The sequence below is a fragment of the Legionella drancourtii LLAP12 genome, from assembly GCF_000162755.2.
Classification (GTDB): domain Bacteria; phylum Pseudomonadota; class Gammaproteobacteria; order Legionellales; family Legionellaceae; genus Legionella; species Legionella drancourtii.
In genome coordinates this window covers 67,232-89,874 of record NZ_JH413793.1, presented here as the reverse complement: position 1 = coordinate 89,874, position 22,643 = coordinate 67,232, and the positions used below count along the sequence as shown (strand labels likewise).

Here is a 22,643-nt window from a genome sequence, read left to right as displayed (position 1 = left end):
TCTTATTGCATACTGGATTGCGTTTTATCAGTTTTTGGGAATTAATAAGGAGATTGATGTATGCATTTTAAATCAGGAATTTTAGGTTTGGGGCTTTTATCGATGGCCCAGGGTGCTTTTGCTATTCCCAGTCAAGATACAATGCGAATTATCATTAAATACAAGCAGCAAATGAAAAATAGTGCTGCATTAAAAGCACAAATAACGCAGTTTGCCCAATTGCCGGTTCAAGAAATAAATCCCATGGCTAATGGTGCCTATTCGTTAATTTTACATGCCCCCGCTACGGCATCCGTGAAGGAAGGTGATGAAGATCTTACTGCTCTGGTTTTAGCGCGGCTTCGTAAAAATCCAGATGTACTTTATGCGGTTAAAGACCGAGTTGGGCATTTTATACCGGTTCCTGATCCGGCGCTGCAAAGTACGACAGTTGATTTGCTCAGTCACGAAAGTCAATGGGATGAATTTGCACGTCCCGCAGGTGTGATGCTGGAATCTAAGCCTGGTTCACGAGATGGTGCTTGGGCTTATACTACTGGTTTGGCTAAAAAACCGGTGGTCATTGCCGTATTAGATACTGGCATTAGCTTAAACGACAGCTTAATTAATAACCTCGTAAAAGATAGTGAAGGTAATGTGTGGGGCTGGAATTTTGCCGCCAATAATAATGATATAAGAGATGAGACAAAATCTTATCATGGAACCCATGTTGCGGGAACGATCGCGGGTTATGGCAGCGTCATGAGTGGTATGGGTGAAGACTTAAAAGTATTGCCGATCAAAATTCCTGGTGCATCTGGCATGTTTTACGAAAGCGCGGTAATAAACGCTATTTATTGGTCTGTCGGTGCTGATGTCCCTGGTGTCCCCACTAATATTCATCCAGCTAAAGTGTTAAACATGAGCTTTGGTGTGGATCGGGGGCCAAAAGATGAAGTTGATTATTGTGATCAGGCTTTGCAAGAGGCGGTCTTTTTTGCGCGCAAAAAAGGAGCTGTTCTTGCGGTTGCTGCCGGGAATGATAATCTTTGGGAACATTTTAATGCGCCCGGAATCTGTAATGGTACAATTAAAGTAGCTTCTACAGGTCCTGAGGGACTGCGTTCTTATTTCTCTAACTATGGGCCCAGTATTACTTTGGCGGCGCCTGGGGGCGATAAGCGTTATGGGATTTGGGGCGGAATCTTATCCACCGTAAATCCTGGTGGTGGGTATAATGGTTCTGGATTTGATTATTATCAAGGAACGAGTATGGCCACACCTCATGTTGCAGGCGTGGCTGGATTAATTTTCTCAGCCAGTGATAAAACTTTAACTCCAGAACAAATTGAGCAAATACTTTATACAACGACCCATGAGTTTGGTATTAATGAGGATCCCAATAAATCCTGTATTGGTAGAAAACCTTGTGGCCATGGTATTTTGGATGCAGAAAATGCAGTTAAAGCAGCCTTAGCATACTATGATGTGATGTTTTCTGCGCCTAAGTTAGATAATCTAGCAATCAAAGAATGTGGAAAAAATGGCTTAATACCGGGTAAAAACCGTGTTTATGCTAATGGTGCTGTGTGGATACAAAATCATGTAGGTTGTGAATCTGCGGTGAGCTATCAAAATCCGCATGTTATTAAGGCTAAAGATGGCGGTATTCTTGTGTCTTATGGAGCGGTTCGTTATCGATTAGACCAAACAGCTTATAAATCATGCCAAGTTATCGGATATGACGGCATTGGTTGTCATTTATAGCGATCGGTTGCTATTTCTACTTTCTTTGCTCAAGCCAGCGAAATGGCAACAGGCCTTAATATTGTAGTTAATGCTCTGTTCCGATTTCTTCTCCATATATGACGTTCAGCAGGTTATGCGGCATCGCCTAACCTGCTTCATTCCGAATGATAGACTCTAGGCCACTTGTATTTACCCAGGAATGCCTTAAAATTCACTCTATGTTAAACACTATATTTATTTAGAGAACTTCATGTCTGATTTTTATCAGGATTTTAATACACGTCGCACTTTTGCGATTATTTCTCATCCGGATGCAGGGAAAACAACCGTTACTGAAAAGCTACTTTTATTCGGAGGCGCTATTCAATTAGCCGGTACGGTGAAAGGGCGCAAGGCTGATAGGCATGCTACTTCTGATTGGATGGAGATGGAGAAAGAGCGTGGAATCTCAATTACCACCTCGGTAATGCAATTTGTTCATAACCAACATGTTATGAATCTATTAGATACGCCAGGTCACGAGGATTTCTCTGAGGACACTTATCGCACATTAACGGCGGTGGATTCTGCTTTAATGGTTATTGACGTGGCTAAAGGGGTAGAGGATCGTACCGTTAAATTAATGGAAGTATGTCGCTTGCGTGACACTCCGATCATGACATTTATTAATAAATTAGACCGTGAAGGACGCGAACCCATCGATTTACTTGACGAAGTTGAATCAGTGCTCGGGATTAAATGTGCGCCAGTCACCTGGCCAGTCGGCATGGGGAAACGTTTTAAAGGTATTTACCATCGCTATGAAGACATTGTTTACTTATATGAGCCGGGTAAGAATGCGCAAAAGCAAGATGCGATACAAATTAAAGGTTTGGATAACCCTCAATTAGATGAACTGTTAGGGGATAGCGCCCAGGAATTACGTGATGAGATTGAGTTAGTGAAAGGTGCATCGCATGAGTTTGATTTGGATGAATATTTAGCGGGCAAAATGACTCCGGTTTATTTTGGCTCAGCGATTAACAATTTTGGTATTAAAGAATTATTAGATGACTATGTGCGTTATGCACCAGGACCGCAATCGCGCTTGGCTCAAGAACGAACCGTATTAGCTAGTGAAGAGGCATTTTCTGGATTTGTGTTTAAAATCCAGGCGAATATGGATCCCAAGCATCGAGATAGAATTGCTTTTTTGCGGGTGTGTTCTGGGGCTTACAAAAAAGGTATGAAATTAAGTCATTTGCGCATTGGAAAAGAAGTACAGATTGCCAATGCTTTAACTTTTATGGCCGGCGATCGGTCGCATACAGAAATTGCTTTAGCGGGTGATATTATTGGTTTGCATAACCATGGCACCATCCGTATTGGTGATACCTTTACCCAAGGCGAGCAATTAAAGTTTACAGGGATCCCTAATTTTGCGCCCGAATTGTTTCGTTTAGTGCGTTTAAAAGATCCGCTGAAAAGTAAAGCTTTGTTAAAAGGATTAATTGAGTTATCTGAAGAGGGAGCAACCCAAGTATTTAGGCCTTTAAATAGTAATCAGTTAATCTTGGGTGCGGTGGGGATATTGCAGTTTGATGTGGTTGCGCATCGTTTAAAGCATGAATATAAAGTGGATTGTATTTATGAATCCGTCAGTGTGGCTTGTGCGCGTTGGGTTTATGCTGAAGATGATAAAGCGATGATGGAGTTTCGTACGAAAGCTTATGATTATTTAGCTTTAGATGGTAGTGAGGCTTTGATGTATCTTGCACCAACTCGCGTTAATTTAGCTATGGCTGAAGAGCGGTATCCAAAAATTAAATTCCTCGCAACGCGTGAGCATTAAGTGGCATAGCGATGATTTGGGCTGGTTGGGCTGTGAAGCCATCGCTGTAAAGTTAAGAGGTTTCTCGATTTCTTATGTAGAACTCACATTAATTTAAGCCAGTTTTGGATAAGAAAGCGAGTAAAACCTTGCTTTGCCTCAGACCGAACGGAGCGAGAAGGGATAAGCTCTGTTCTGATTTTTTATCTACTACTCATGTTAACTTAATGGCCTTGGAGGCTCAGGATTTTAAGTCGAGCAGCTTGCTTTAACCATATGTTGGCCCAAGTTAGTAATTTGAACTTTGGCACCCGAATCGGCGCTGATTTTTAGGTTCTCATTGGGATGGATTGTAATTTGCAGCGATTGACCTGTTGATAAAGGAACATCATTAACTTTTCCTTTTCTCGCTAAGGCGACAACATGTAGGTCATCATTTTCATCTTCAGTGATCATTTTGCAATTGGCTTCAATGGTCCAGAACATGTAATTAGAGAAAATCTGTGGTTGATTTGGAGGTAATTCGTACTCAATGGTAACACCTTGCTGTAGCATGATATTATTTTCTAAAGCGTATGAACTGGTGCTTAATGACGCAGCTATACATAATAAACCAAAACTTATTTTTCTTAGCATAAGTAACTCCAAAGTAAAAAGTACTCGGCTAAGATACCGTTATTTTGTTATTTTGGCAAATTAACGGTCAATTTTAATTCACTCTGTATGCGGTGCTATTTTTCCCTGAACGCTACTTTTGGGTTCATTTTGGAATTGAACGACGCATAAAAGCGCGCTACGAATGCCTTTTTGAGCATGCATAGCGCTATTTGTCGGTTATATGGCTACATGGCTTCAAGAGCCTTGGAAATCGATTCGGTCATTGTTTTTGCATCGCCAAACAACATGTAGGTATTGTCATAGAAAAATAACTCATTCTCGACGCCGGCATATCCTGGTGACATACTGCGTTTCACAAAAAGCACGGTTTTTGCTTTTTCAACTTCTAAGACTGGCATTCCGTAAATAGGGGAGCTGGGATCGGTTTTTGCTGCAGGATTTGTAATGTCATTGGCACCAATAACAAAGGCAACGTCACAACTTGCAAAGTCACGATTAATTTCACTTTGTTCAAACACTCGGTCATAGGGAATGTTGGCTTCTGCAAGCAATACATTCATATGTCCTGGCATACGGCCAGCAACAGGATGAATCGCAAAACGCACTTTTATGGATCGTTTTTCTAAAGCATCGACTAACTCTTTTACAGCATGTTGAGCATGTGCTACCGCCATCCCATACCCAGGAACGATAATTACATCTTTGGCATTACTTAAAAGGAATGCGGCATCTTCACCATTACCTTGGCGTACTGAACGCGACTCAGCCCCGACATGAGCTTGTGTACTGCTTCCTGATGCTTGTATACCACCAAAAATCACGTTAAAAATAGAGCGGTTCATTCCAACACACATGATGTAACTTAGAATCGCCCCACTAGCACCTACTAAGGCCCCGGTAATTACCAGTAAATCATTGCTTAGAGTAAAACCAATACCAGCCGCAGCCCATCCTGAGTAAGAGTTGAGCATGGAAATAACCACGGGCATGTCAGCGCCACCAATAGGGATAATGAGCAAGACGCCAATTAAAAAAGACAAGGCCGCTAGAGTACAAAAGAGGCTTAGAGGCTGATTTATGAAAAATAAAATGAAGACACCAAGAATGGTTAAGGCAATAACCAGATTTACTGTATTTTGCCCAGCAAACTTTATTGGTACACCGGACATAATTCCTTGCAGTTTTAAAAAGGCAATGATTGAGCCTGAAAAAGTAATGGCACCAATAATTAAGCCTAAGCTCATTTCTATTAAACTGGCCTTAGCAATAGCACCAGGCGTGCCAATGTGGAAGGACTCTGGTGATAAGTAGGCGCAAAAGGCAACCAGGACAGCAGCCATACCCACTAATGAATGGAAGGCGGCGACTAATTGAGGTATTGCCGTCATATTAATTTTTAACGCAATAAAGGTACCGATTAGACCACCAGCAATGATTAAGCTGATTAACAAGAGGTGATGATAAGTGGTTGGCATCATTAGGGTCGAGCCTACTGCGATAATCATCCCGGCAATCCCCAATAAATTTCCTCTTCTTGAACTAGACGGACTGGCCAAGCCTTTTAGCGCTAGAATAAAACACACCGCAGATAATAAATAAAACAAGGGAACCAGGTTTGTCATAAGAATCCATCCTATATTTTTATTTTGGATCCCTCTTATTGAACTGTAGAAGAGGGAAATATTTACTCAGTATTCTTTTTGTACCTTGCGATGGTGGACAAGGTACTTATTTTTTATACATGCGTAACATCCGTTGGGTTACAACAAAACCACCAAAAATGTTAATTGAGGTTATAAATATTGCTAAACCACCTAGCCAGGTGATACTGCCGGTTACATGGCTCCCTGCCGCAATGAGTGCACCCAAAACAATAATACTGGAGATTGCATTAGTTACGGACATTAAGGGGGTATGCAGTGCGGGTGTTACTTTCCATACCACATAATATCCTACAAAACATGCCAAGACGAAAATGGTGAGTATCGTGACATAGTTCTCATGCATTTTGTTTCTCCTTAGTTTCCTGGAACGGTAAATATTGGCCTTGGTGGCACAAAACCGCTTGTTGGATAATTTCATCCTCGGGTTTAAATTGTAGCTCCGATGGTGTGCTCGCCAATAAGTTGATCAGGTGTGCTAAATTATTAGCATAGAGTTCACTGGCAGTTGTTGGCACCAAACCTGCCATATTGCTTAAGCCGATGATGGTAATTTCACCATATTTTATGGTTTCATCCACCGTGCTAACCTCACAGTTTCCACCGCGGGATGTTGCCAGATCGACGACTACAGAGCCTGGCTTCATTTGTGCTATCGTTTTTTTATGCAGTAATATGGGGGCTTTTCGTCCAGGAATTAAGGCGGTAGAAATAACAATGTCGGCTAATTTGGCGTATTGATCGATAAGTTCAGCCTGTAATTTTTTATATTCATCACTTGTTTCAGAAGCATAGCCGCCCTTTGTTTCGCTATCTTGTCCCTGGCTTACTTCAACAAATTCTGCGCCTAAACTTTCTACCTGCTCTTTGGCAGCACGGCGTACGTCGAAAGCATAAACCACGGCACCAAGACGTTTCGCTGTTGCAATTGCTTGTAAACCAGCAACACCAGCGCCTAAAATCAGTACTTTAGCGGGCTGAATCATGCCTGCGGCAGTCATCATCATCGGAATGGCGCGGTGGTATTGGTTCGTTGCTTCGAGGACGGCTCTATAGCCAGCCAGATTTGCTTGTGATGACAAACTATCCATACTTTGAGCGCGACTGATTCTGGGGATAAGATTCATGGAGAGCAGGGTAATTTGTTTTTCTTTACACCAGATGATGAGCTTGCTTTGTGGTTCATTCTCTATATGGCCAATGATTAGAGCCCCCGGGGGTAAACCGCCCAAATCTTTAGGATCTGGTTCATTAATGCATAGGAGGATGTTTGTTTCGGTCAGAAGTTTCTGTCTATCATTGCTGATGTGCACACCAACATGTTCATATTCTTTATCAGAGAAACCTGCGGCGACTCCCGCATTTTTTTCAATGTGAACTTCAAATCCAGCTTTTATATAATTTTTTGCTGAGTTAGGCGTAATTGCCACGCGTGTTTCACGGCCTTTTTCCAGTAGGGTTGCAATGATCATGGTAAATCCTTTTTACCTAAATAGTTTTTATCTTAGAGTAATTTGCTTTGTTTTTCCAGGGTCAACATATCCTGGATTAACGAATCTCTTAAAATAAAAAGGGCGTATAAATACGCCCTCATTTTGCAATTGGAATAGACAGTAAGATTGAGTACAGTCCTTATTCACTAATGTGGACTCCTCCGGAGTGGTTTAGGCTTCTTAGTATAAGCTAAGCATGCACACCGCACTCTCAATCTGGCTCCCAATGCCGTGATGTTGGCTGAACAATGTGTACCGTCTATGCTTCTATAATAGGTCAGTCCTTGGGCTAATGCCACTGGATTTTCGCGTTTTATTGCAAAGATTTTGTAATGATGAGAATTATAGCGGGGATTTTGGGTTTTGTGTGGGGTTGGGGTATGAGGCCTATGGTCGTTAAGTTTATGATTAATTTAATAAAAAATCGCTTGGTTTTGCTTTCATCAGTCCGAGACAGTACTAAAAGTGTAGTAGGCACTGCTATTAAGTTAAAGATTTTATGCTCAAATTTCTCAGAGCCTGTTGTCCCCGCGTAGGCGGGGATCCATTCCTCACTGGCTATAATGCCAATTCATGGATGGTTTCCCGCCTGCGCGGGAATGACAGATTTCCTTATCTTAGTGGCTTATAGGCTGGGCATTACAGCCCAGCCTATAAGCCATTAAGCACTTCTTCTAAATGAAACACCCCAAAAAGGTCTTTTTGCAGTGACACGCTGTTTACTTTCTCCAGTACGAAGGAACAGTTGGGTGTAGTATATTCTGCCTTGTTTATCCCGGGCGATACCTATACCAGTCAGATTATAATTCCCAACTATATTTCGTTTATGTCCGGGACTAAGTACCCATTGCTGTACTACGGTACGTGCGTCTTTGTAGTTGTAGGCAACATTTTCCGCTCCAGCTCCGGAGTTTTTAATTTGTGCATGTGCATGGCTAATACGTTTTGCAAAATTTTGATGACCAAAAGGTATTTTGTGAGTTGCCATGTCGATTGAATGTTGTTTGGCTTCTCTAATTAGATTTTGATTCATGGTTAGTTTAGGTAAACCATGTTGTTGTCTGTATTCATTAATGTGAACTAAAACAGCATCTTGTATCTCTGTGTCACTGGTAACCGATTTTGGTGTGAGGGCATAGACTGATTGTAAGAAACTTAAGAGAATAAAACTTAAAATGACTTGTTTATTTTTTTTAAAATTCATAGAGACTCACCGAGAATATTATTTTTGAGTTGCATGGTGACTAAAAAAAAAGCATTTGTCTAGAGTCTTTTCGGTCTAAATTTTAACAAAAATAAATAACAATGCACTATGTGGTAAAAAATAATCGTTTATCTTTGGTTGTTACTATTAATGAGTCAATTTGGATATGGTCGTATTTAGATCTTCGACATCTCCAGAATAATGATAATAAATTCGACTATTAGGGCAATCGATGATGCAAAGTTGTTCTTGGGGTTGATTATCAAATTGTTTAAATACCCAGAATAAGCCATCATAATGTTGTTTTTTTATTTCTTTTAGTAAATCCACCATCTTTTCGTTTTGTAATTCAAAGTGTGGATAAAGAAAGCCACACGAGCCCCGTGTTATTTTATAGGCAAAATGTTTCTCTCTCATAATAATACTCCGGTTGTGTAAAAACAGAACTATCTAGTTAGATTATAGTATTAGTTAGAGGAAAATAAGAAGAAAAAGGGATTTTTAAAGTTCTAGAATCTTTTGAATAAAAAGTTCATGATACGTCGGAGCATAGCCCATTACTACTAAGTGAACGTTAGTTTCGGATAAGAAATCAGAACAGCGCTTATTCCTCCTCGATCCGTTCGGCCTGAGGAGGAATAAGCGCCGTCTCGAAGCCTTGTTCGTCTTGGCACGTGACTTCGAGACGGCATAAATGACTCAACTTATCTTACTCAATTTTTTATAGGTTGACAGACAGCCCCACTAATATGGCATGCAGTGTTGGGATATTGGCCAGATTTTCTTTTTTAGAATAAGGGCTGATTTGCACATTAGGGGTGTTGCCATATATTCCTTGATATAACAAGCTTAAATTAGCTAAAGCAGTAATTGGATAGCCAAATCCTGCTTGTATTTCACCGGCTATCTGTGAGATCTCATTAATTGGAATGCGTTTAATTTTCCAGTGTCTGTAAGCGACCCCGCCCTTTAGTTGGGCAAAAAAAGCACTATTACCAATGGGATCTGTTTTGGTCGTAATTAATAAATCAAGCGTGGGGGCAAGGGTAGTTTGAACGGGGAACCATTTGATGAAGTTTAGGGTCTCTTTGGGAATATTTAAGCAAATCTTAGTACCAGTTTGCAGTCCTAATTCCAAGCCTAACGCAATGTCTCCAGCAAGTAACATTTCATTTCCCAGGGCTAATCTGCCTAGGGCTGAGTTTCTGTCATTGGCTTTTACTTGATAGTTGCCGCTGCCTGCACTGGCAGTAATTGACCAGGGTTGGTCTTGCGACGTGAGTTTAGGGGATAGGCCGCTAGCATAGGTAGTAGATGATAATAAAAATCCTATGGCAATCTGTAGTCGCGTAAAGTAGTTCTTCATCGCATTATCCCTAAATGAATTGGTTCATATAAGCTGGGAATATTAATCTTGGCGGAGAGAGAGGGATTCGAACCCTCGATACGTTGCCGTATACACACTTTCCAGGCGTGCGCCTTCAGCCACTCGGCCACCTCTCCAATGGGGGAAGCTTATACATGTCAGCCAATAAAATCAACCCTTTACGTGTTCAGAGTGTAGGTTTTTATTACGTACGGAGTTTCTGTTTTATATCGTGTATACTATAAGTAGGTCATTAATGATTTAAAAGGGATTGAACCATGTTGCGTAAATTGCTTGTTCTATCAGTAAGTTGGCTATTTTCAAGCCCACTTTGGGCTATTACTTGTTACTATACCTTAGCAAAGGATAATTGCTGGCTTAAATATAATGTTACGGTTGATGTTATGGATGCTCTAAGTGCAAAAGTGTTGGCGACGGTGACGGTGCCTGCAGGAAAATCTTGGACGCGAGTGACTTTTCCTTGTGAAACAAATGGACAAAAATTAATGTATCGTGCCCAATTTTCACCATCCATTTGGGATAGTGAAAAAGGGAAGGTGTATATGGCAAAAAATTATTGGTCTTTACCCAATGGTGTCAAGGAAGGGGATTCTGCGTGGAATGTTTCGGTGTGCTATCCTTCGGATTTTTCGGAAGTGCCGATGACTCCTGAAGCAACAAGTTCTTGTGCGTGTGATTTTTCGAGTATTCCTGAAATTCCACCGAAAAAACTTTAAATGTGGAAGAGCTATTTCGCTAGACTGAACTCAAATAGGTCAATTTTTGAGCATAAAAGCAGAGCATACGTTAAGTAGGTGTGCATGGGAGCACAGAAAATATCGACTCATTTTGGCCAAGATAGTGGAAGGGGCAACAGACCCTGGAAATATCAACAGATTCACACTGGAATAAATGATTGGACTTGATAAAAACCTGCATGGCGTTCGTATTTATCTTTGTGTATTATTCTTCCTACTCTCAGTAAAGGAACAAAAAAGTGATTACTTTACGAAATAAAATTGGTCAAATGTTGATTATGGGTTTCGCCGGTAGTGAGCTTCATGAGCGAAGCCCCGTTGCCGAATGGTTATCGCAAGACGGACTAGGTGGCGTTATATTATTTGATCAAGACGTATCTACTGGTACATACGGAAAGAATCTAAAAAATCAGGCACAGATAAAACATTTAATTCATCAGCTTAACCAGTATTCCGAGAAATTATTTGATGAAGACAATCATGCTTTACCTTTATTAATTGCTCTAGATTATGAAGGTGGGGCAATTGATAGGTTAACTCATGTGCCCGGTAGTATGACTACTACGCCAGCTTATGAGATGACGCGATTATCACTCGAAGCCTTGAATGCTGAATTAGGTGAAATGGCTGAAACGCTCAAGGCGTTAGGATTTAATCTTAATTTTGCGCCTGTAGTCGATTTGCATATGTACGATCAACAAGGAATTATTGGGGCTTTGCATCGTAGTTTTTCCGATGATCCCGAAACTGTGATTCGTATGGCGCGGCAATTTGTTGATGTATTTCGTCGTTATGGTATCGCATCATGTTACAAACACTTTCCGGGGCATGGTAGCGCTTTAGGTGATACGCATGAGGGTTTTGTTGATGTAACCGATACTTTTCAGCGTGCAGAATTAGTTCCTTACTCTCAATTAGTAAAGGATGTTTATCAGCCAACAATGATTATGACGGCCCATGTGATCAATAAACATTTAGATCCTCAAGGGTTACCCGCTACTTTGTCGCATGAAATATTAACTGAGTTGTTACGTAAGACGATGGGATATGATGGCATTATCATTAGTGATGATCTGCAAATGCAAGCCATCGCGGATCATTATTCATTAGATGAAGCGCTGCGTCTTACGATTAATGCAGGCGCAGACATGATAATTTTTGCCAATCAATTGGATACGATTACTGCACCAGAGGTTATTGAGCGTATTGAATGCTTGGTGCTTGAGCATAAAATTGATCCACATCGTATTGAAGAGGCTTATCGACGTGTTATTCGCTTAAAGCAGCAAATTACTTGCATTGAGTTGATTGAATGATTGGTAAGCCCTTGTTCAAGTTAGCGAAATGCCCACAAACCCTAATATTTTAAGCATAAATATTCGATTTTAATTAAATTGAATAAAATAAGCTATTGACGAACCGAAGAACTATGTTAAAATAAATTCTTGTTGTGCATATTTTAATCAGAATAAGGTTTCTATGCTATTTAATTCTTGCCATCCGATACATTCTTCAGTTAATTCATATACCAAGTCACTTTCTTGTTGTTGCTGCTAATAATTTCTTATTTATCATTTTTGCCAATTTATTTTAAGGATTTTTAGTCATGTGTGCAGCGCATCAGCAAAAGAACAAACTCATCTTCAGTACCCCTTTAATTTATGCTTTGATGATTGGTTTGGGTATTATAAGCGGTATGTCCAATATTATTTTTTTAAAGGATCTTGGTTTACTTCTTTCTGATTTGTTTATCAAAATATTTAAGTGCATCAGCTTACCAATTATTTCTTTATCCATTATTGTCACCTTAGCCAACTATACAACCGATGGCTTAATGAAAAAGATTTGGCTACGAACCGTTAAATATACATTTTCCACCACCGTTATTGCCGCCACGATCAGTTGTTTATTGTATCTGGTGATTCAACCTGGTTCGGTACAAGTGAATATCGATGCGCATAGTGTGCAAGCGACCAATAGCCTGGGTTATTTTGGCTATTTAGCAAATATCATTCCGACTAATTTATTATCACCCTTTCTGGAACAACAGGTTATGGGGGTATTATTTTTAAGTATTATTATTGGTATTGCTGTACGTCAGATTCCTGAAGAAGATTCACGTCAAACCATTACGCGTTTTTTCCGCGGTGCGCACGGCATGTTTTTAGTGATGACGCGTTGGATCATTACAATAATTCCGTTAGGACTGTTTGGTTTTATTACGTCAACTGTAGTGCAACTGCGTTCGGGGATGGACATTAAAGGCATAGGGCAATATTTATTAATTATTGTGCTTGCCAATTTAATTCAAGGCTTTATTGTATTGCCTTTATGGTTGAAGAAAAATGGTATTAAACCTTTTGTGGCCATGCATGCCATGCTTCCTGCTTTATCGGTTGCATTTTTTTCTAAGTCTTCTGTAGGAACCTTACCGGTTACAATGAATACGATAGAAAATAATTTACAAGTGAAACCCGCAGTAAGCCGCTTTGTTTTGCCTTTATGCACCAGTATTAATATGAATGGTTGTGCCGCATTTATTTTTGCAACGGTGATTTATCTGATGCAAAATCATGGTATGCCTATTTCTTTAGCGACAATGGGCTTGTGGATTTTAGTGGCAACCGTTGCCGCGATTGGTAATGCAGGTGTGCCAATGGGGTGTTTTTTCTTAAGCATTAGTCTTTTATCCAGCATGAATGTTCCTATCGTATTGATGGGGGTTATTTTACCTTTCTATGGGTTAATTGATATGTTGGAAACTGCTTTGAATGTTTGGTCTGATGCCTGTGTGACTAAGATCGTTAATGATAAGGCTGTAGCCGAGGAGCGCGGTGAGGTAAAAGCAAAACGCCAATCCTCTGTATTTGGTCCTGAGTTGGGATAAATTAGGGTAGATAATAAAATAAATTACCTCTCTTTACTCCTGGATTCTGTTACCTGTTTTCAGGATCCAGAAATCTTATATCATCGCCGGAGTCCGTGAACAAGTCACGGCTCATTGAGTGTATTTTTCGGATTATTTTACCGTGATAAGAATGTCAATATATAGGCAATATGCTCCAATAATGTAATGAACTATGTGTGTTAATTAATAATCAATATATTTTTATTTGAGTAGTCTTTAGGTGGGGTTTAAGCAACGATGATTTTCATATTTGTCACAGTGGTGCATAAAATACTGTTTTAAACCGGATACGAATAGTTCCTCGCCATTTTCCATAAGAAAAATTCGTTCTGGTTGTAATTCGGCATAATTTGAATCTCTTAGTATGGCTTTATACATGGAGTCTGCATGGGAAAATACCCATTTATTCAAGAACGGAAGAACTTGGGCTGGATTATTCGAATAGAAATTTTGATAAATATCGGCAAATAATTTACTCCTCATTTCATAATTGCTCTTAAAATAAAAATTGCTGCGATCCCTGCGGTATTCGATAAACGGAGGTTTCGTCGGATTTTTTCTCATTCCTGCCGCCATACTTAATGAAATAATTAATCCCTTGGCGGATTCAATTTTAAATTTAGTTCCCAATAATGTGGAACCATTGTATTCGCTAAGATAGTTTTTTAAAAACGTAATGGCTTCATCATTCACCGGATCGAAATAGCTATTAATGGTGAATTGTGTCGCTAGAAAAGTTTCTGGATCATAGTGACAGCTAATGTAAATTGCATAGGTGAATTGTTCATTAGCAATATTTTCTACCAAGGTTTTATTGATTTGTTCATGGACTGCGGCACAGGTTATTTGTTGATTTTCTATATTACTTTCCATGCGAATAATCTGGGTTGGGTACTCAATACTGCGGTTAAATGATTTAATCTGTGCATAGCCTTTTGATTCATTTGAGTAGGTTGCTGTATGGGTGTTTTGGTTTTCAATTTTTGGTGCCAAGGTCATGGAGTTAAATTCATCCTTCGGGTAGCTAAATGCGTAAAGTGGTAATAGGATTAGGGAGGTAACTAAATACTTAAATTTCATAACAAACTCCTTTTGATGTAGCCTATATCGCATCCTTTGCGGATTAAATTGTGACGGCTCACATTTTCAGTATAGATTAGTGTTCTGAAATTATTCATAGTGATCATTCATATAAACTAGGAATATTTTGCAAGAAATCTCTTGTTTGGGTTTATTTTGGTTTGTTTGTTTTGTTTTTGATCTTGTTGGCGTGCAAAATATTTCACTTAGCTCTATTAATCCTGCACAGACTCTAATGAATCCACAAAATAAACGACTTATGCATTAGAGATTTTCCGAAAATTTTTGAAGGCTATTGTTGCTCAAATTAAGTGAGGTCACGCTCTCTGGTATTGCTGTGAATACTTGGGCTAATTCAGTCTCTGTTATTTTAAAATAAAGGCACGACATCGTTCATCGGCTGTTTGACCATCATCATGACATTCAAGTGTATACAAGGGATCGTTATGTCCCATACCAAACATATTTGTAGAGCGTACTAAATGGGTTGATGCTTTGTCTTGAATTTCATGACGTAAAGAAACCTCCGGTGGAATAATGCCATCGGGAACACTTTTTTTATCTCCTTCAATAGGGAGTTCTTCAATAGTAATGTAGTCTTTATATTCATCAGGGATCAGATCATAATACTTTGCTACCTCGATTTCGAAATTTGAAAATAATAAAAGCCTTTTCTTTAATTGAGCTTTTAATTCACTACTGCCACTATTTTTTTCGTGAAGGTAGGCCATACTGGCAAAATTTGAGAACGAACGGCCATTAAATATTTTTATTGGCGTTCCTTCTTTAAGGTAAATATAACTGGTTAAGGTTGCAAATGCTGCACCAAAAGAATGTCCGACCAAGCAAATATTTTTAGGGTCAACGCCTTGATCGCGTAAACGTTCTATTTGTGAAATAACATCATTAATTAAATCCAGTTCATGATGTATTGTTCCACGACTTCTGATGACATTTTTCAAGTTAAAGGCTACAAAATTACGTTGTGTTGAAAGACTCAGCTTATATATTTCCTCATATAAGTCTTGCATGCACATACCGTTACCGCAGAGATAAATGACATATTGTTGTTCTGATTTAGCTTTATCTAATTGTTCTTTATGGGTTAATTCCATTGTTTCTAAGGATGCACCATCAAAACATTCGAGTGTATGTAATTCTTGCTCGAGTAAATCATTATTAGCAACTTTTATTGCAAAATACTCTTCTTGGGTTACTGTATCCTGGAGAAAATTTTCATCAGTAGATAGTTTTTGTGCGGGGAGGACTACTTGACTCATTGATGCACCAAAAAAATCGACAGAAAGCTGCTTTTGCTATTCCTGATGGGCTTAATAATGAACCTGTCCCAAAAATTTTATTTGCTGTCTTATGGGCGGATCTTTCTGCTATTTTAAATAACATAAGCAATTAACTCCTAACTAAAAATATTGTTGTTTTTGGCTTGAAGTGTATATTAAAGTCTTCTTGCCATGTCATCTCGTTCTTCTGTATTCCCTTGTTTCTCATTTTGTTTATTGAAATTTTCTTTCGCTTGAGCAAGTTGCTCTTTATGTATTGGAGTGGTGCTTTTTAATTTAGCGAGATGAGCTAAAGCGTCTTCTTCGTTATTCGAGGCTAATTTTTTTTCAGCGCGATAAATGCTAAGAGTATCGCGAAAATGATGATAGATATCAGAAAGTGAACCAATGGATTTTGCTGATTTGATTGTTTTTGCTTCATCGATCAAATTTCGGGTTATGCTCTGTTTACAAAAGTTATGCCCTTGTAAAAAGGTATTATTATCAAGCGCATTAAGTAGGTCTCTATTGTCTAGCAATGCTTGATGATCTGTTGCTGTTGCCAGAGCTCTTGCATCGACTGCAAAACCTGCTTTTTTATTGTAGATGGCTTGGTTATTTAATTTGCCTTCACCCTTAATTTGAATAGTTTGTGTATGTGCTGCTTCAGATTGGGCAAGCGTTTGTCCTTTTTTATTAACTACTTGTTGTTTTATGTTATCCGGTAAAGAAGCAAATGAAGTTTTAGATTGTGTATCGCGGTATAAAAAGGAAAATTCTTTTGGCATCGTACTTGAATCAAATGACTGAACAATTCTATGTTTTCTGTCTTGCTCAATGATGTTATATTTTCTAAACGCCTGATCGGCATTTAATGCGCGAAAGGTATCAATATTGGCTAAATGAAATAAATGATCCAAGGTAAAACGAGAGCAGCTGTTATTGTCGTATTGGATCCCTTGGGTCTTATCATAGGTGCCATCGATGATTTTAAGTTTGAGCCAGGTGAATTTAAAGTTATCCGCAGCAGCTGCATCGTTTGAGTTTGGATATTTATCTGCTAGTTGATGAAACATCGCTTCTGCAGCACTAATCCCTGATTCATCGCCCATAGCATCCAGATTTAGCGCTTTAACACTGTTGTTGGATACTTCCATATCAACAGCCGTCCAATGAACGTTATTTACTTTAACTGCAACTTGAAAACGGAATATTTCGCCGTCTGCTAATGTTTGTGCTCGTTCATAGATTGAATCCGCAAAAGCATTAATATGTTCTTCATTAAATTTTTCATTTTCGTCTTCGCGTGCGCCGACATCTAATGAATAACAATTTAATGTTAACCCTTTTGTTGCTCTTTTCTCAGCTTTTGCCGCAATAACAGCATTTACAGTCTCTTGGGACCAAATATCGTCATCTAATCCACTTAAAACTTCATCTTGCATGGGATACAACCTAAATGCACACATTTTAGATTTATTATAGTGCATTATTTATGGGGGCGTATGTAGGTGTGTTGCCAATTCCTCTCTATCAGAGAGGAATTGATTTTTAGTTTTGATTACATTAAGTAACATGAAGATTCTTTTGGGGACTTCGCTGTATTTTTTGCTGTGGTTGCTTCTGTTCGTTCTGTACTAAAAATACTACAGGATGTGACCGAAAATTGTTTGGAATTAAAAAATGGCTCAGCAGATTTTATTTTCACTAAAGCTGCTGTAGTGGTATACCTTGCTGCGGAACTGTTGCGATAAATGTCTATTAATTCGTTATCTGAAGTTTCAGCGCATTTTTGCACTAAAGTACATTTATTAGATACTGCGGTGCGTATTTTTTCTAAGGAAAGGTTTTCGCCAAAATCGTCATAAATCTCGCCATTAGCCGTTAAAAAAAGATAGTAATTTGTGATTAATTTATCAATCGGGATCTGAGTTGTTTGGGCTTGTTGAAGAAGAGTGAGTAATGTTTCATCATCAAATAATTTTTCGCTTAGAGCATAAGCTACGGGTTGATTTTCAATTCTTGTTAACATAAATTCTAACCTTGATTGTTAAATAGACTGTCTATTGTATCATAAAAATACAATTTGTTCATGAAAATTGTATTGAATAACGTCTTTGCAGGTAAAGCCGTATTTAGTTCAGGTTGGGAATTAACTCTTTACAATGCCGCATAATCTGTTGTTCTTTTGGAGGGAGGCTAAGGTAATCACCAAATTGTTGGGTTAAAATTTCCTCTGCATGATTAGGAATATTAAATGAGCCTGTTTCAAATTGGGCTTGCTTTAACGGGTAGATATCTTCTTGATGCAATAAGTTTTTGCCTACACAATTATAACCACGGCCAAGGTACGGACTGCCACTGGCATTGGCTTTATGAATAATATTGCGTAGGGAGAATTCCAGGATGGATTTAGGAATCAGTTTGCCAAGTACTTTATAGATTTTGGCATGATGACCTATGTTCACAACGCCATATTTGCTACTTAAGAAACGCGAAATCTTTTTGGCCCAAAATTTATAGCGTTTTCGCCGCTTTGGATCTTCGGGCATACAGTCATAAACAAACACGTCGATGAAGATACCTTGTACGTAAGGCTCATTGCCCTGTTCGTGTTTTTCAATATAGCGACTGGAGCGATCTCTGATTTTTAAAGGAGTTGCCATATTAAAATAACCAGGATCAGTGTGAATGGTTTGTAGCCATATATGTTCTGGGAGTTCTTGTGGGGCAATACGTAAAAATTCTTCATAACTGGTGCGTGGCATGGAAATATCCATGTCATCATCCCAGGGAATAAAACCTTGATGGCGAATAGCACCTAAAAGGGTGCCCGCATCCAGCCAATAATCCAAACCATGTTTCAGGCAGATGGCATCGACGACTTCAAGCATGGCCAACATTTTTAATTGGGCTTGTCTTAAGCGTCCGTCACTCAGAGCAGTGTCCGCCGAATAGGGATTTATTTGCTTATCTAATGCCATGAGTTTTTTTCTTGAGTTTGGAATGACTACAGTATAGCAAAATAATTCTCTATCATTAATGACTCATTTTTAATAAATTGGAATAGCATGTAAAACGGGGAAAGTTTTTGTGTGAGCGTGCAAAAAGACTACCTCTATAGTTATATAAAAAATACGAATTACAGTGTACAATTAAATTACATATCCAAATTATTTAACCATGTAGCGCAAACTAAAATTGTCCATTTGTTACTTAGCGCTGGGGTTGGGAGAGACCCTGTGACATACAGGATGCTGCTCATGTCTGATGGTTTAACTACCACTTATTCTGCTTGTGAAGAGCAATTGTCTGCTTTGGCAAAAGAGGTGGCCGCATGCACACGATGTCCGCTGCATCAGACGCGTAAACAAACTGTTTTTTTTCGTGGTAGTCCGCAAGCAAAATTGATGATTATTGGTGAGGCGCCTGGTTTTTATGAGGATCAGCAAGGCTTGCCTTTTGTGGGGAAAGCAGGGGGGCTATTAAACCAGATGCTGCAGAGCGTCGAGCTCTTTGAACAGGATTTTTATATTGCCAATGTTTTAAAATGCAGGCCACCCAATAATCGCGATCCTCAAGCTGCGGAAATTAGACAATGCAGCGCATATCTGAGTCGTCAAATCGAATTGTTACAACCAAGCTTGATTCTTGCTTTGGGACGTTTTGCCGGACAATTTTTACTGAATAAGCCGCTTGCTTTGAAGCAATTACGCAATAATGTGCATTATTATAAAAATACGCCATTTATTGTTAGTTATCACCCTGCTTATCTTTTGCGTAAACCAGCAGATAAGAAAAAAACTTATCTTGATTTATTAGCAGTGAAAAAATTTTTGCAGCAGCAAAACTCCGTTTAAGCAAATAAGATAATGGTTTTTCTGGGTTGGATTAAAGACTTAAATTTTCTGGTTCTTCCATCATTGATGGGACTTTGTTCTCTAAATGATTCTTGATTTTTAGGGCGGGCTGGTTCCATAAAAGGTATTTGTTTTTCGCATAACCTGAGAATGATGACAGGCCATAATAAGCGGCATGTGCAGTTCCTGCTGAGGCTAAGGTCAAGGCTGTATCCCTTGCGATTTGGCCAGTTAGCTTAAAGAGTAAACCCATAGTTATTATGCCTTTATTAAATTTTATGATAGTACGAGAATGATGTATCTTAAATAATAGAGGATAATTGTACATTATTTGACAATAATAAGAAACCTTTTTCTTGGCTGCTCTGACGTTTATGCTATTATTTGTAACGGAGCCGGTTTTAGTATAAATTCAGAAAGATTGCTTTTCGACTTTATTATTATAGTGATATGAGTACATCTCAACTCAGAATGGAAGAACTGTTACAGCAGGCGCATCTAACAACCTTTCTAGCTAAAAACGCTTATCAAGAAGAGCGTTTAACTGGGCCTCGCCTCTATGAAGCTTTTTTGCCGGCCTCCAAAACAATTAGCTGCAAACGTAATTCCTCTCCCTCTTTTGATGAAAAGGTCTGGGGTGAAGATGGGCTTAATACTGCTCGTGAGGCTGGTGCGAAACTTAAAGAGGAACAATTTCCTAATCTCCTAACGTTCTACACTTTTATAGCGAGGAAAAGAGCTAGCTATGAATATAAAAAGACCAGAATAGCCGCGTCTTTTGCGTTTGGTTCCTTCCGGGACGCTGATGAAGGTTGTCATATGCGGCTTAGTACCTGTCTCGCTAAAGAAGGGCAATATCAAGACCAATATGGCTATATGCTCGAATTGCTTAAGATCTTTTTTCCGAAGCCCGACATAAAGAAACGGGTTCTATTGGATAAGAACTATAAAGGGATTCCGGTTGAGGTAAGCATCTTTGCTATCCGGGGTACCGTTCACCGCGAAGAAGATAAAAATCCTTATTTATTTAAGGAAGCAGGGGATTATGAGCGCCCCTTTACCACCATAAAAACCTATAAAAGTCCACGTGATGGCGAAGAACGTATTTACCTGTTGCATCCCAATCTTGAACGGTATGAGCTTGATGAGTTTTTTAATCTTGTCGAAACAAAGTTTCCTGATTTGCTGGACTTAAACAATCGGGAAAAGTCTATCAATTCTTTAGCCGAGATTGTGTGGACCCTGGCGCAAGCCGTACCTACAAAACGAGGCAATGCATCAATCATCGAGCGCCTCTATCGGAGTGTGCAGTTAATTCATGATGAACATTATTTACCACAATACCGCTTGCCGCTTAATATAGATTTATTGGCCATTGTTACTCCCTCAGCAGAACAATTTAGACAAATTTTTCGAGCCCTTTTCTATGATAAGGATATGCTCTCCTTGATCGATAAGAATTTAGAAAATATTCAGGTCTTTTTACAATCTTCCCCTGAGTCCCATAACGAATTAAGCGTATTGCAACTTCAATTAGCAGAGTTAAAAAAGAAGTTTAGATCGGAGGAAAAATTTGTCAGGCACGCGGAAATAGCACTGCAAGGAACGAATAGGTTCGGCTATTTTAATTCCACCTCTCCAGACAATAGTCCAAGCACCGCGCCAGCCTCCGTTTTGTCGCAAAAATATTTTTAGGCCACGGACTCCATGCAGGAAATAATAAATCTTTTTTACATCCTAATTCCCCTAGAACAAGAAGCAAATTTGCTCCGTAATGTTGCTTAATTGATTTGACTTTTAATTAATCCTGATTGGCATGGTCTTGACTTGGTAATGCAATTGCATTACAATGTATTGTATGTGAAATTTTGGAGATGAATTGTGGCCAATCTATTACAAACTGAATCTACATTAACTGATCGCTATCAAACTACCATTCCTGATGCAGTTAGAAAGGCATTACATTTGAATAAAAGAGATAAAATTCTCTATACCGTTCAGCCTGATGGACATGTATTCCTATCAAAAATAGAAGAAAATCAAGATGATCCTATTATAGATAATTTTCTGGAGTTTATAGCTGAAGATATAAGAAATAACCCTCAGCATTTAACTTCAATAAATCAAACATTATTCAATCGAATTGAATCATTAGTGAATGGTGTTGAATTTGATTTGAATGAAATGTTATTAGATGATGAAGAAAAAGAAGAATCACTAAAGATTGAGGATAAAACCTTTGGAAGAACTCTATGAATGACCCACTCATCATTAATGATTGGGTTATTTTGGCACATCCTCTTTTTATAAATCAAATTGCTTCTTTGGCAGAGGAAGTCGGGGAGTTAAAGTCAAAAGATCCAATAAATTATCGTTCAAAATTAGCAACCAAAAAATTAGCTGCTATTTTTCAATTGGCGTTTAAGCAAATACCAAATGATCCAACGTTACCAGAATATAGACAAGGTTCAATATTAGGTAATGAGAATAAGCATTGGTTCCGAGTGAAGTTTTTTCAACAGTACAGATTATTTTTTAGATATCATTTAGAAAAAAAAATTATTATCTATGTTTGGGTAAATGATGATAGCACTAAAAGGGCGTATGATAAAAAAACTGATGCCTATGCTGTATTTAAAAAAATGTTAGCGAATGGAAATTCACCAAATAGTTGGGAGGAATTGCTAAAAAAATCAAATAATCAGGAACTAATTAAAAAATTAAAAGAATGGTCTTAATTCATATAAGAATAAACAGCGAGCCTAACTACGTCCGGAATAGGGGCGCGTCAATTATATGAAAAAATTTTCGATAGAGTCCTTATTTGTACTTCTAGGCTCCAGCTCCGAACATTTAGGATTAGAAGAATTTTTTTCT

At 38.8% G+C, this 22,643-nt stretch carries 22 protein-coding genes and 1 tRNA gene; 9 read left to right on the top strand and 14 right to left on the bottom strand.

Annotated elements, in window-relative coordinates:
- Positions 1-60: 60 nt before the first annotated feature.
- Complete coding sequence (locus tag LDG_RS00385) at positions 61-1,746, top strand: S8 family serine peptidase (protein ID WP_006869077.1); 1,686 nt, start codon at positions 61-63, stop codon at positions 1,744-1,746.
- A 232-nt stretch (positions 1,747-1,978) separates the two neighbouring features.
- Positions 1,979-3,559, top strand: a complete 1,581-nt coding sequence (locus LDG_RS00380) for a peptide chain release factor 3 (protein WP_006869076.1) — start codon at positions 1,979-1,981, stop codon at positions 3,557-3,559.
- Between the two features lie 228 nt (positions 3,560-3,787).
- Here LDG_RS00380 and LDG_RS00375 read toward each other — a convergent pair whose 3' ends face one another.
- The 8 genes from LDG_RS00375 to LDG_RS00335 form a co-directional block, all read right to left on the bottom strand.
- Complete coding sequence (locus LDG_RS00375; protein WP_006869075.1) at positions 3,788-4,174, bottom strand: hypothetical protein; 387 nt, start codon at positions 4,172-4,174, stop codon at positions 3,788-3,790.
- A 206-nt stretch (positions 4,175-4,380) separates the two neighbouring features.
- Positions 4,381-5,778 (bottom strand): NAD(P)(+) transhydrogenase (Re/Si-specific) subunit beta, encoded by a 1,398-nt coding sequence (locus LDG_RS00370; protein ID WP_006869074.1) that lies wholly within the window; start codon positions 5,776-5,778, stop codon positions 4,381-4,383.
- 106 nt (positions 5,779-5,884) lie between these two features.
- Entirely contained in the window at positions 5,885-6,163 is a 279-nt protein-coding gene (locus LDG_RS00365) for a proton-translocating transhydrogenase family protein (protein ID WP_040534046.1), read from the bottom strand.
- Positions 6,156-7,289 (bottom strand): Re/Si-specific NAD(P)(+) transhydrogenase subunit alpha, encoded by a 1,134-nt coding sequence (locus tag LDG_RS00360; RefSeq protein WP_006869072.1) that lies wholly within the window; start codon positions 7,287-7,289, stop codon positions 6,156-6,158. The genes LDG_RS00365 and LDG_RS00360 overlap by 8 nt, the downstream gene beginning before the upstream one ends.
- Before the next feature lie 682 nt (positions 7,290-7,971).
- On the bottom strand, positions 7,972-8,514 hold the full coding sequence (locus LDG_RS00350) for a CAP domain-containing protein (protein ID WP_006869071.1): 543 nt from the start codon (positions 8,512-8,514) through the stop codon (positions 7,972-7,974).
- A gap of 147 nt (positions 8,515-8,661) precedes the next feature.
- Entirely contained in the window at positions 8,662-8,931 is a 270-nt protein-coding gene (locus LDG_RS00345) for a hypothetical protein (protein ID WP_006869070.1), read from the bottom strand.
- Positions 8,932-9,235: 304 nt separating this feature from the next.
- Entirely contained in the window at positions 9,236-9,880 is a 645-nt protein-coding gene (locus LDG_RS00340; protein WP_006869069.1) for a hypothetical protein, read from the bottom strand.
- 49 nt (positions 9,881-9,929) lie between these two features.
- Positions 9,930-10,017, bottom strand: a tRNA-Ser gene (locus tag LDG_RS00335).
- A gap of 141 nt (positions 10,018-10,158) precedes the next feature.
- Between LDG_RS00335 and LDG_RS00330 the strand changes: the two genes are divergently transcribed.
- From LDG_RS00330 to LDG_RS00320, 3 genes are all read left to right on the top strand, one after another.
- The gene (locus LDG_RS00330) at positions 10,159-10,617 is read left to right on the top strand and encodes a hypothetical protein (protein WP_006869068.1); all 459 of its coding nucleotides are present in this window, start codon (positions 10,159-10,161) and stop codon (positions 10,615-10,617) included.
- Positions 10,618-10,877: 260 nt separating this feature from the next.
- Positions 10,878-11,954 carry a glycoside hydrolase family 3 N-terminal domain-containing protein gene (locus tag LDG_RS00325; RefSeq protein WP_006869067.1) on the top strand — a complete coding sequence of 359 codons (1,077 nt, stop codon included), beginning with the start codon at positions 10,878-10,880 and terminating at the stop codon, positions 11,952-11,954.
- Positions 11,955-12,244: 290 nt separating this feature from the next.
- The gene (locus LDG_RS00320; RefSeq protein ID WP_006869066.1) at positions 12,245-13,525 is read left to right on the top strand and encodes a dicarboxylate/amino acid:cation symporter; all 1,281 of its coding nucleotides are present in this window, start codon (positions 12,245-12,247) and stop codon (positions 13,523-13,525) included.
- A gap of 237 nt (positions 13,526-13,762) precedes the next feature.
- On the opposite strand, the gene LDG_RS00315 is transcribed toward LDG_RS00320, so the two are convergent.
- The 5 genes from LDG_RS00315 to LDG_RS00295 all read right to left on the bottom strand — a co-directional run bounded on the left by LDG_RS00315 (position 13,763) and on the right by LDG_RS00295 (position 18,890).
- Positions 13,763-14,626, bottom strand: a complete 864-nt coding sequence (locus LDG_RS00315) for an Lpg0189 family type II secretion system effector (protein WP_006869065.1) — start codon at positions 14,624-14,626, stop codon at positions 13,763-13,765.
- 365 nt (positions 14,627-14,991) lie between these two features.
- Positions 14,992-15,906 (bottom strand): lipase family protein, encoded by a 915-nt coding sequence (locus tag LDG_RS00310; protein WP_006869062.1) that lies wholly within the window; start codon positions 15,904-15,906, stop codon positions 14,992-14,994.
- 176 nt (positions 15,907-16,082) lie between these two features.
- Complete coding sequence (locus LDG_RS00305) at positions 16,083-17,351, bottom strand: hypothetical protein (protein WP_006869060.1); 1,269 nt, start codon at positions 17,349-17,351, stop codon at positions 16,083-16,085.
- Positions 17,352-17,467: 116 nt separating this feature from the next.
- Positions 17,468-17,938, bottom strand: coding sequence for a hypothetical protein (locus LDG_RS00300; RefSeq protein ID WP_006869059.1), 471 nt, complete (start codon positions 17,936-17,938; stop codon positions 17,468-17,470).
- A gap of 103 nt (positions 17,939-18,041) precedes the next feature.
- Entirely contained in the window at positions 18,042-18,890 is an 849-nt protein-coding gene (locus LDG_RS00295) for a LicD family protein (protein WP_006869058.1), read from the bottom strand.
- A 270-nt stretch (positions 18,891-19,160) separates the two neighbouring features.
- On the opposite strand from LDG_RS00295, the gene LDG_RS00290 reads away from it, so the two are divergent.
- On the top strand, positions 19,161-19,766 hold the full coding sequence (locus tag LDG_RS00290; RefSeq protein WP_040534060.1) for a uracil-DNA glycosylase: 606 nt from the start codon (positions 19,161-19,163) through the stop codon (positions 19,764-19,766).
- Between the two features lie 31 nt (positions 19,767-19,797).
- Here LDG_RS00290 and LDG_RS00285 read toward each other — a convergent pair whose 3' ends face one another.
- The gene (locus LDG_RS00285; protein ID WP_006869056.1) at positions 19,798-20,019 is read right to left on the bottom strand and encodes a hypothetical protein; all 222 of its coding nucleotides are present in this window, start codon (positions 20,017-20,019) and stop codon (positions 19,798-19,800) included.
- Between the two features lie 197 nt (positions 20,020-20,216).
- Here LDG_RS00285 and LDG_RS00280 point away from each other — a divergent pair, with 197 nt between their 5' ends.
- The 3 genes from LDG_RS00280 to LDG_RS00270 all read left to right on the top strand — a co-directional run bounded on the left by LDG_RS00280 (position 20,217) and on the right by LDG_RS00270 (position 22,504).
- Positions 20,217-21,461, top strand: a complete 1,245-nt coding sequence (locus LDG_RS00280; RefSeq protein ID WP_148263472.1) for a hypothetical protein — start codon at positions 20,217-20,219, stop codon at positions 21,459-21,461.
- 186 nt (positions 21,462-21,647) lie between these two features.
- Complete coding sequence (locus LDG_RS00275; protein WP_006869054.1) at positions 21,648-22,022, top strand: type II toxin-antitoxin system PrlF family antitoxin; 375 nt, start codon at positions 21,648-21,650, stop codon at positions 22,020-22,022.
- The gene (locus LDG_RS00270) at positions 22,019-22,504 is read left to right on the top strand and encodes a type II toxin-antitoxin system YhaV family toxin (protein ID WP_006869053.1); all 486 of its coding nucleotides are present in this window, start codon (positions 22,019-22,021) and stop codon (positions 22,502-22,504) included. The genes LDG_RS00275 and LDG_RS00270 overlap by 4 nt, the downstream gene beginning before the upstream one ends.
- Positions 22,505-22,643: the final 139 nt, after the last annotated feature.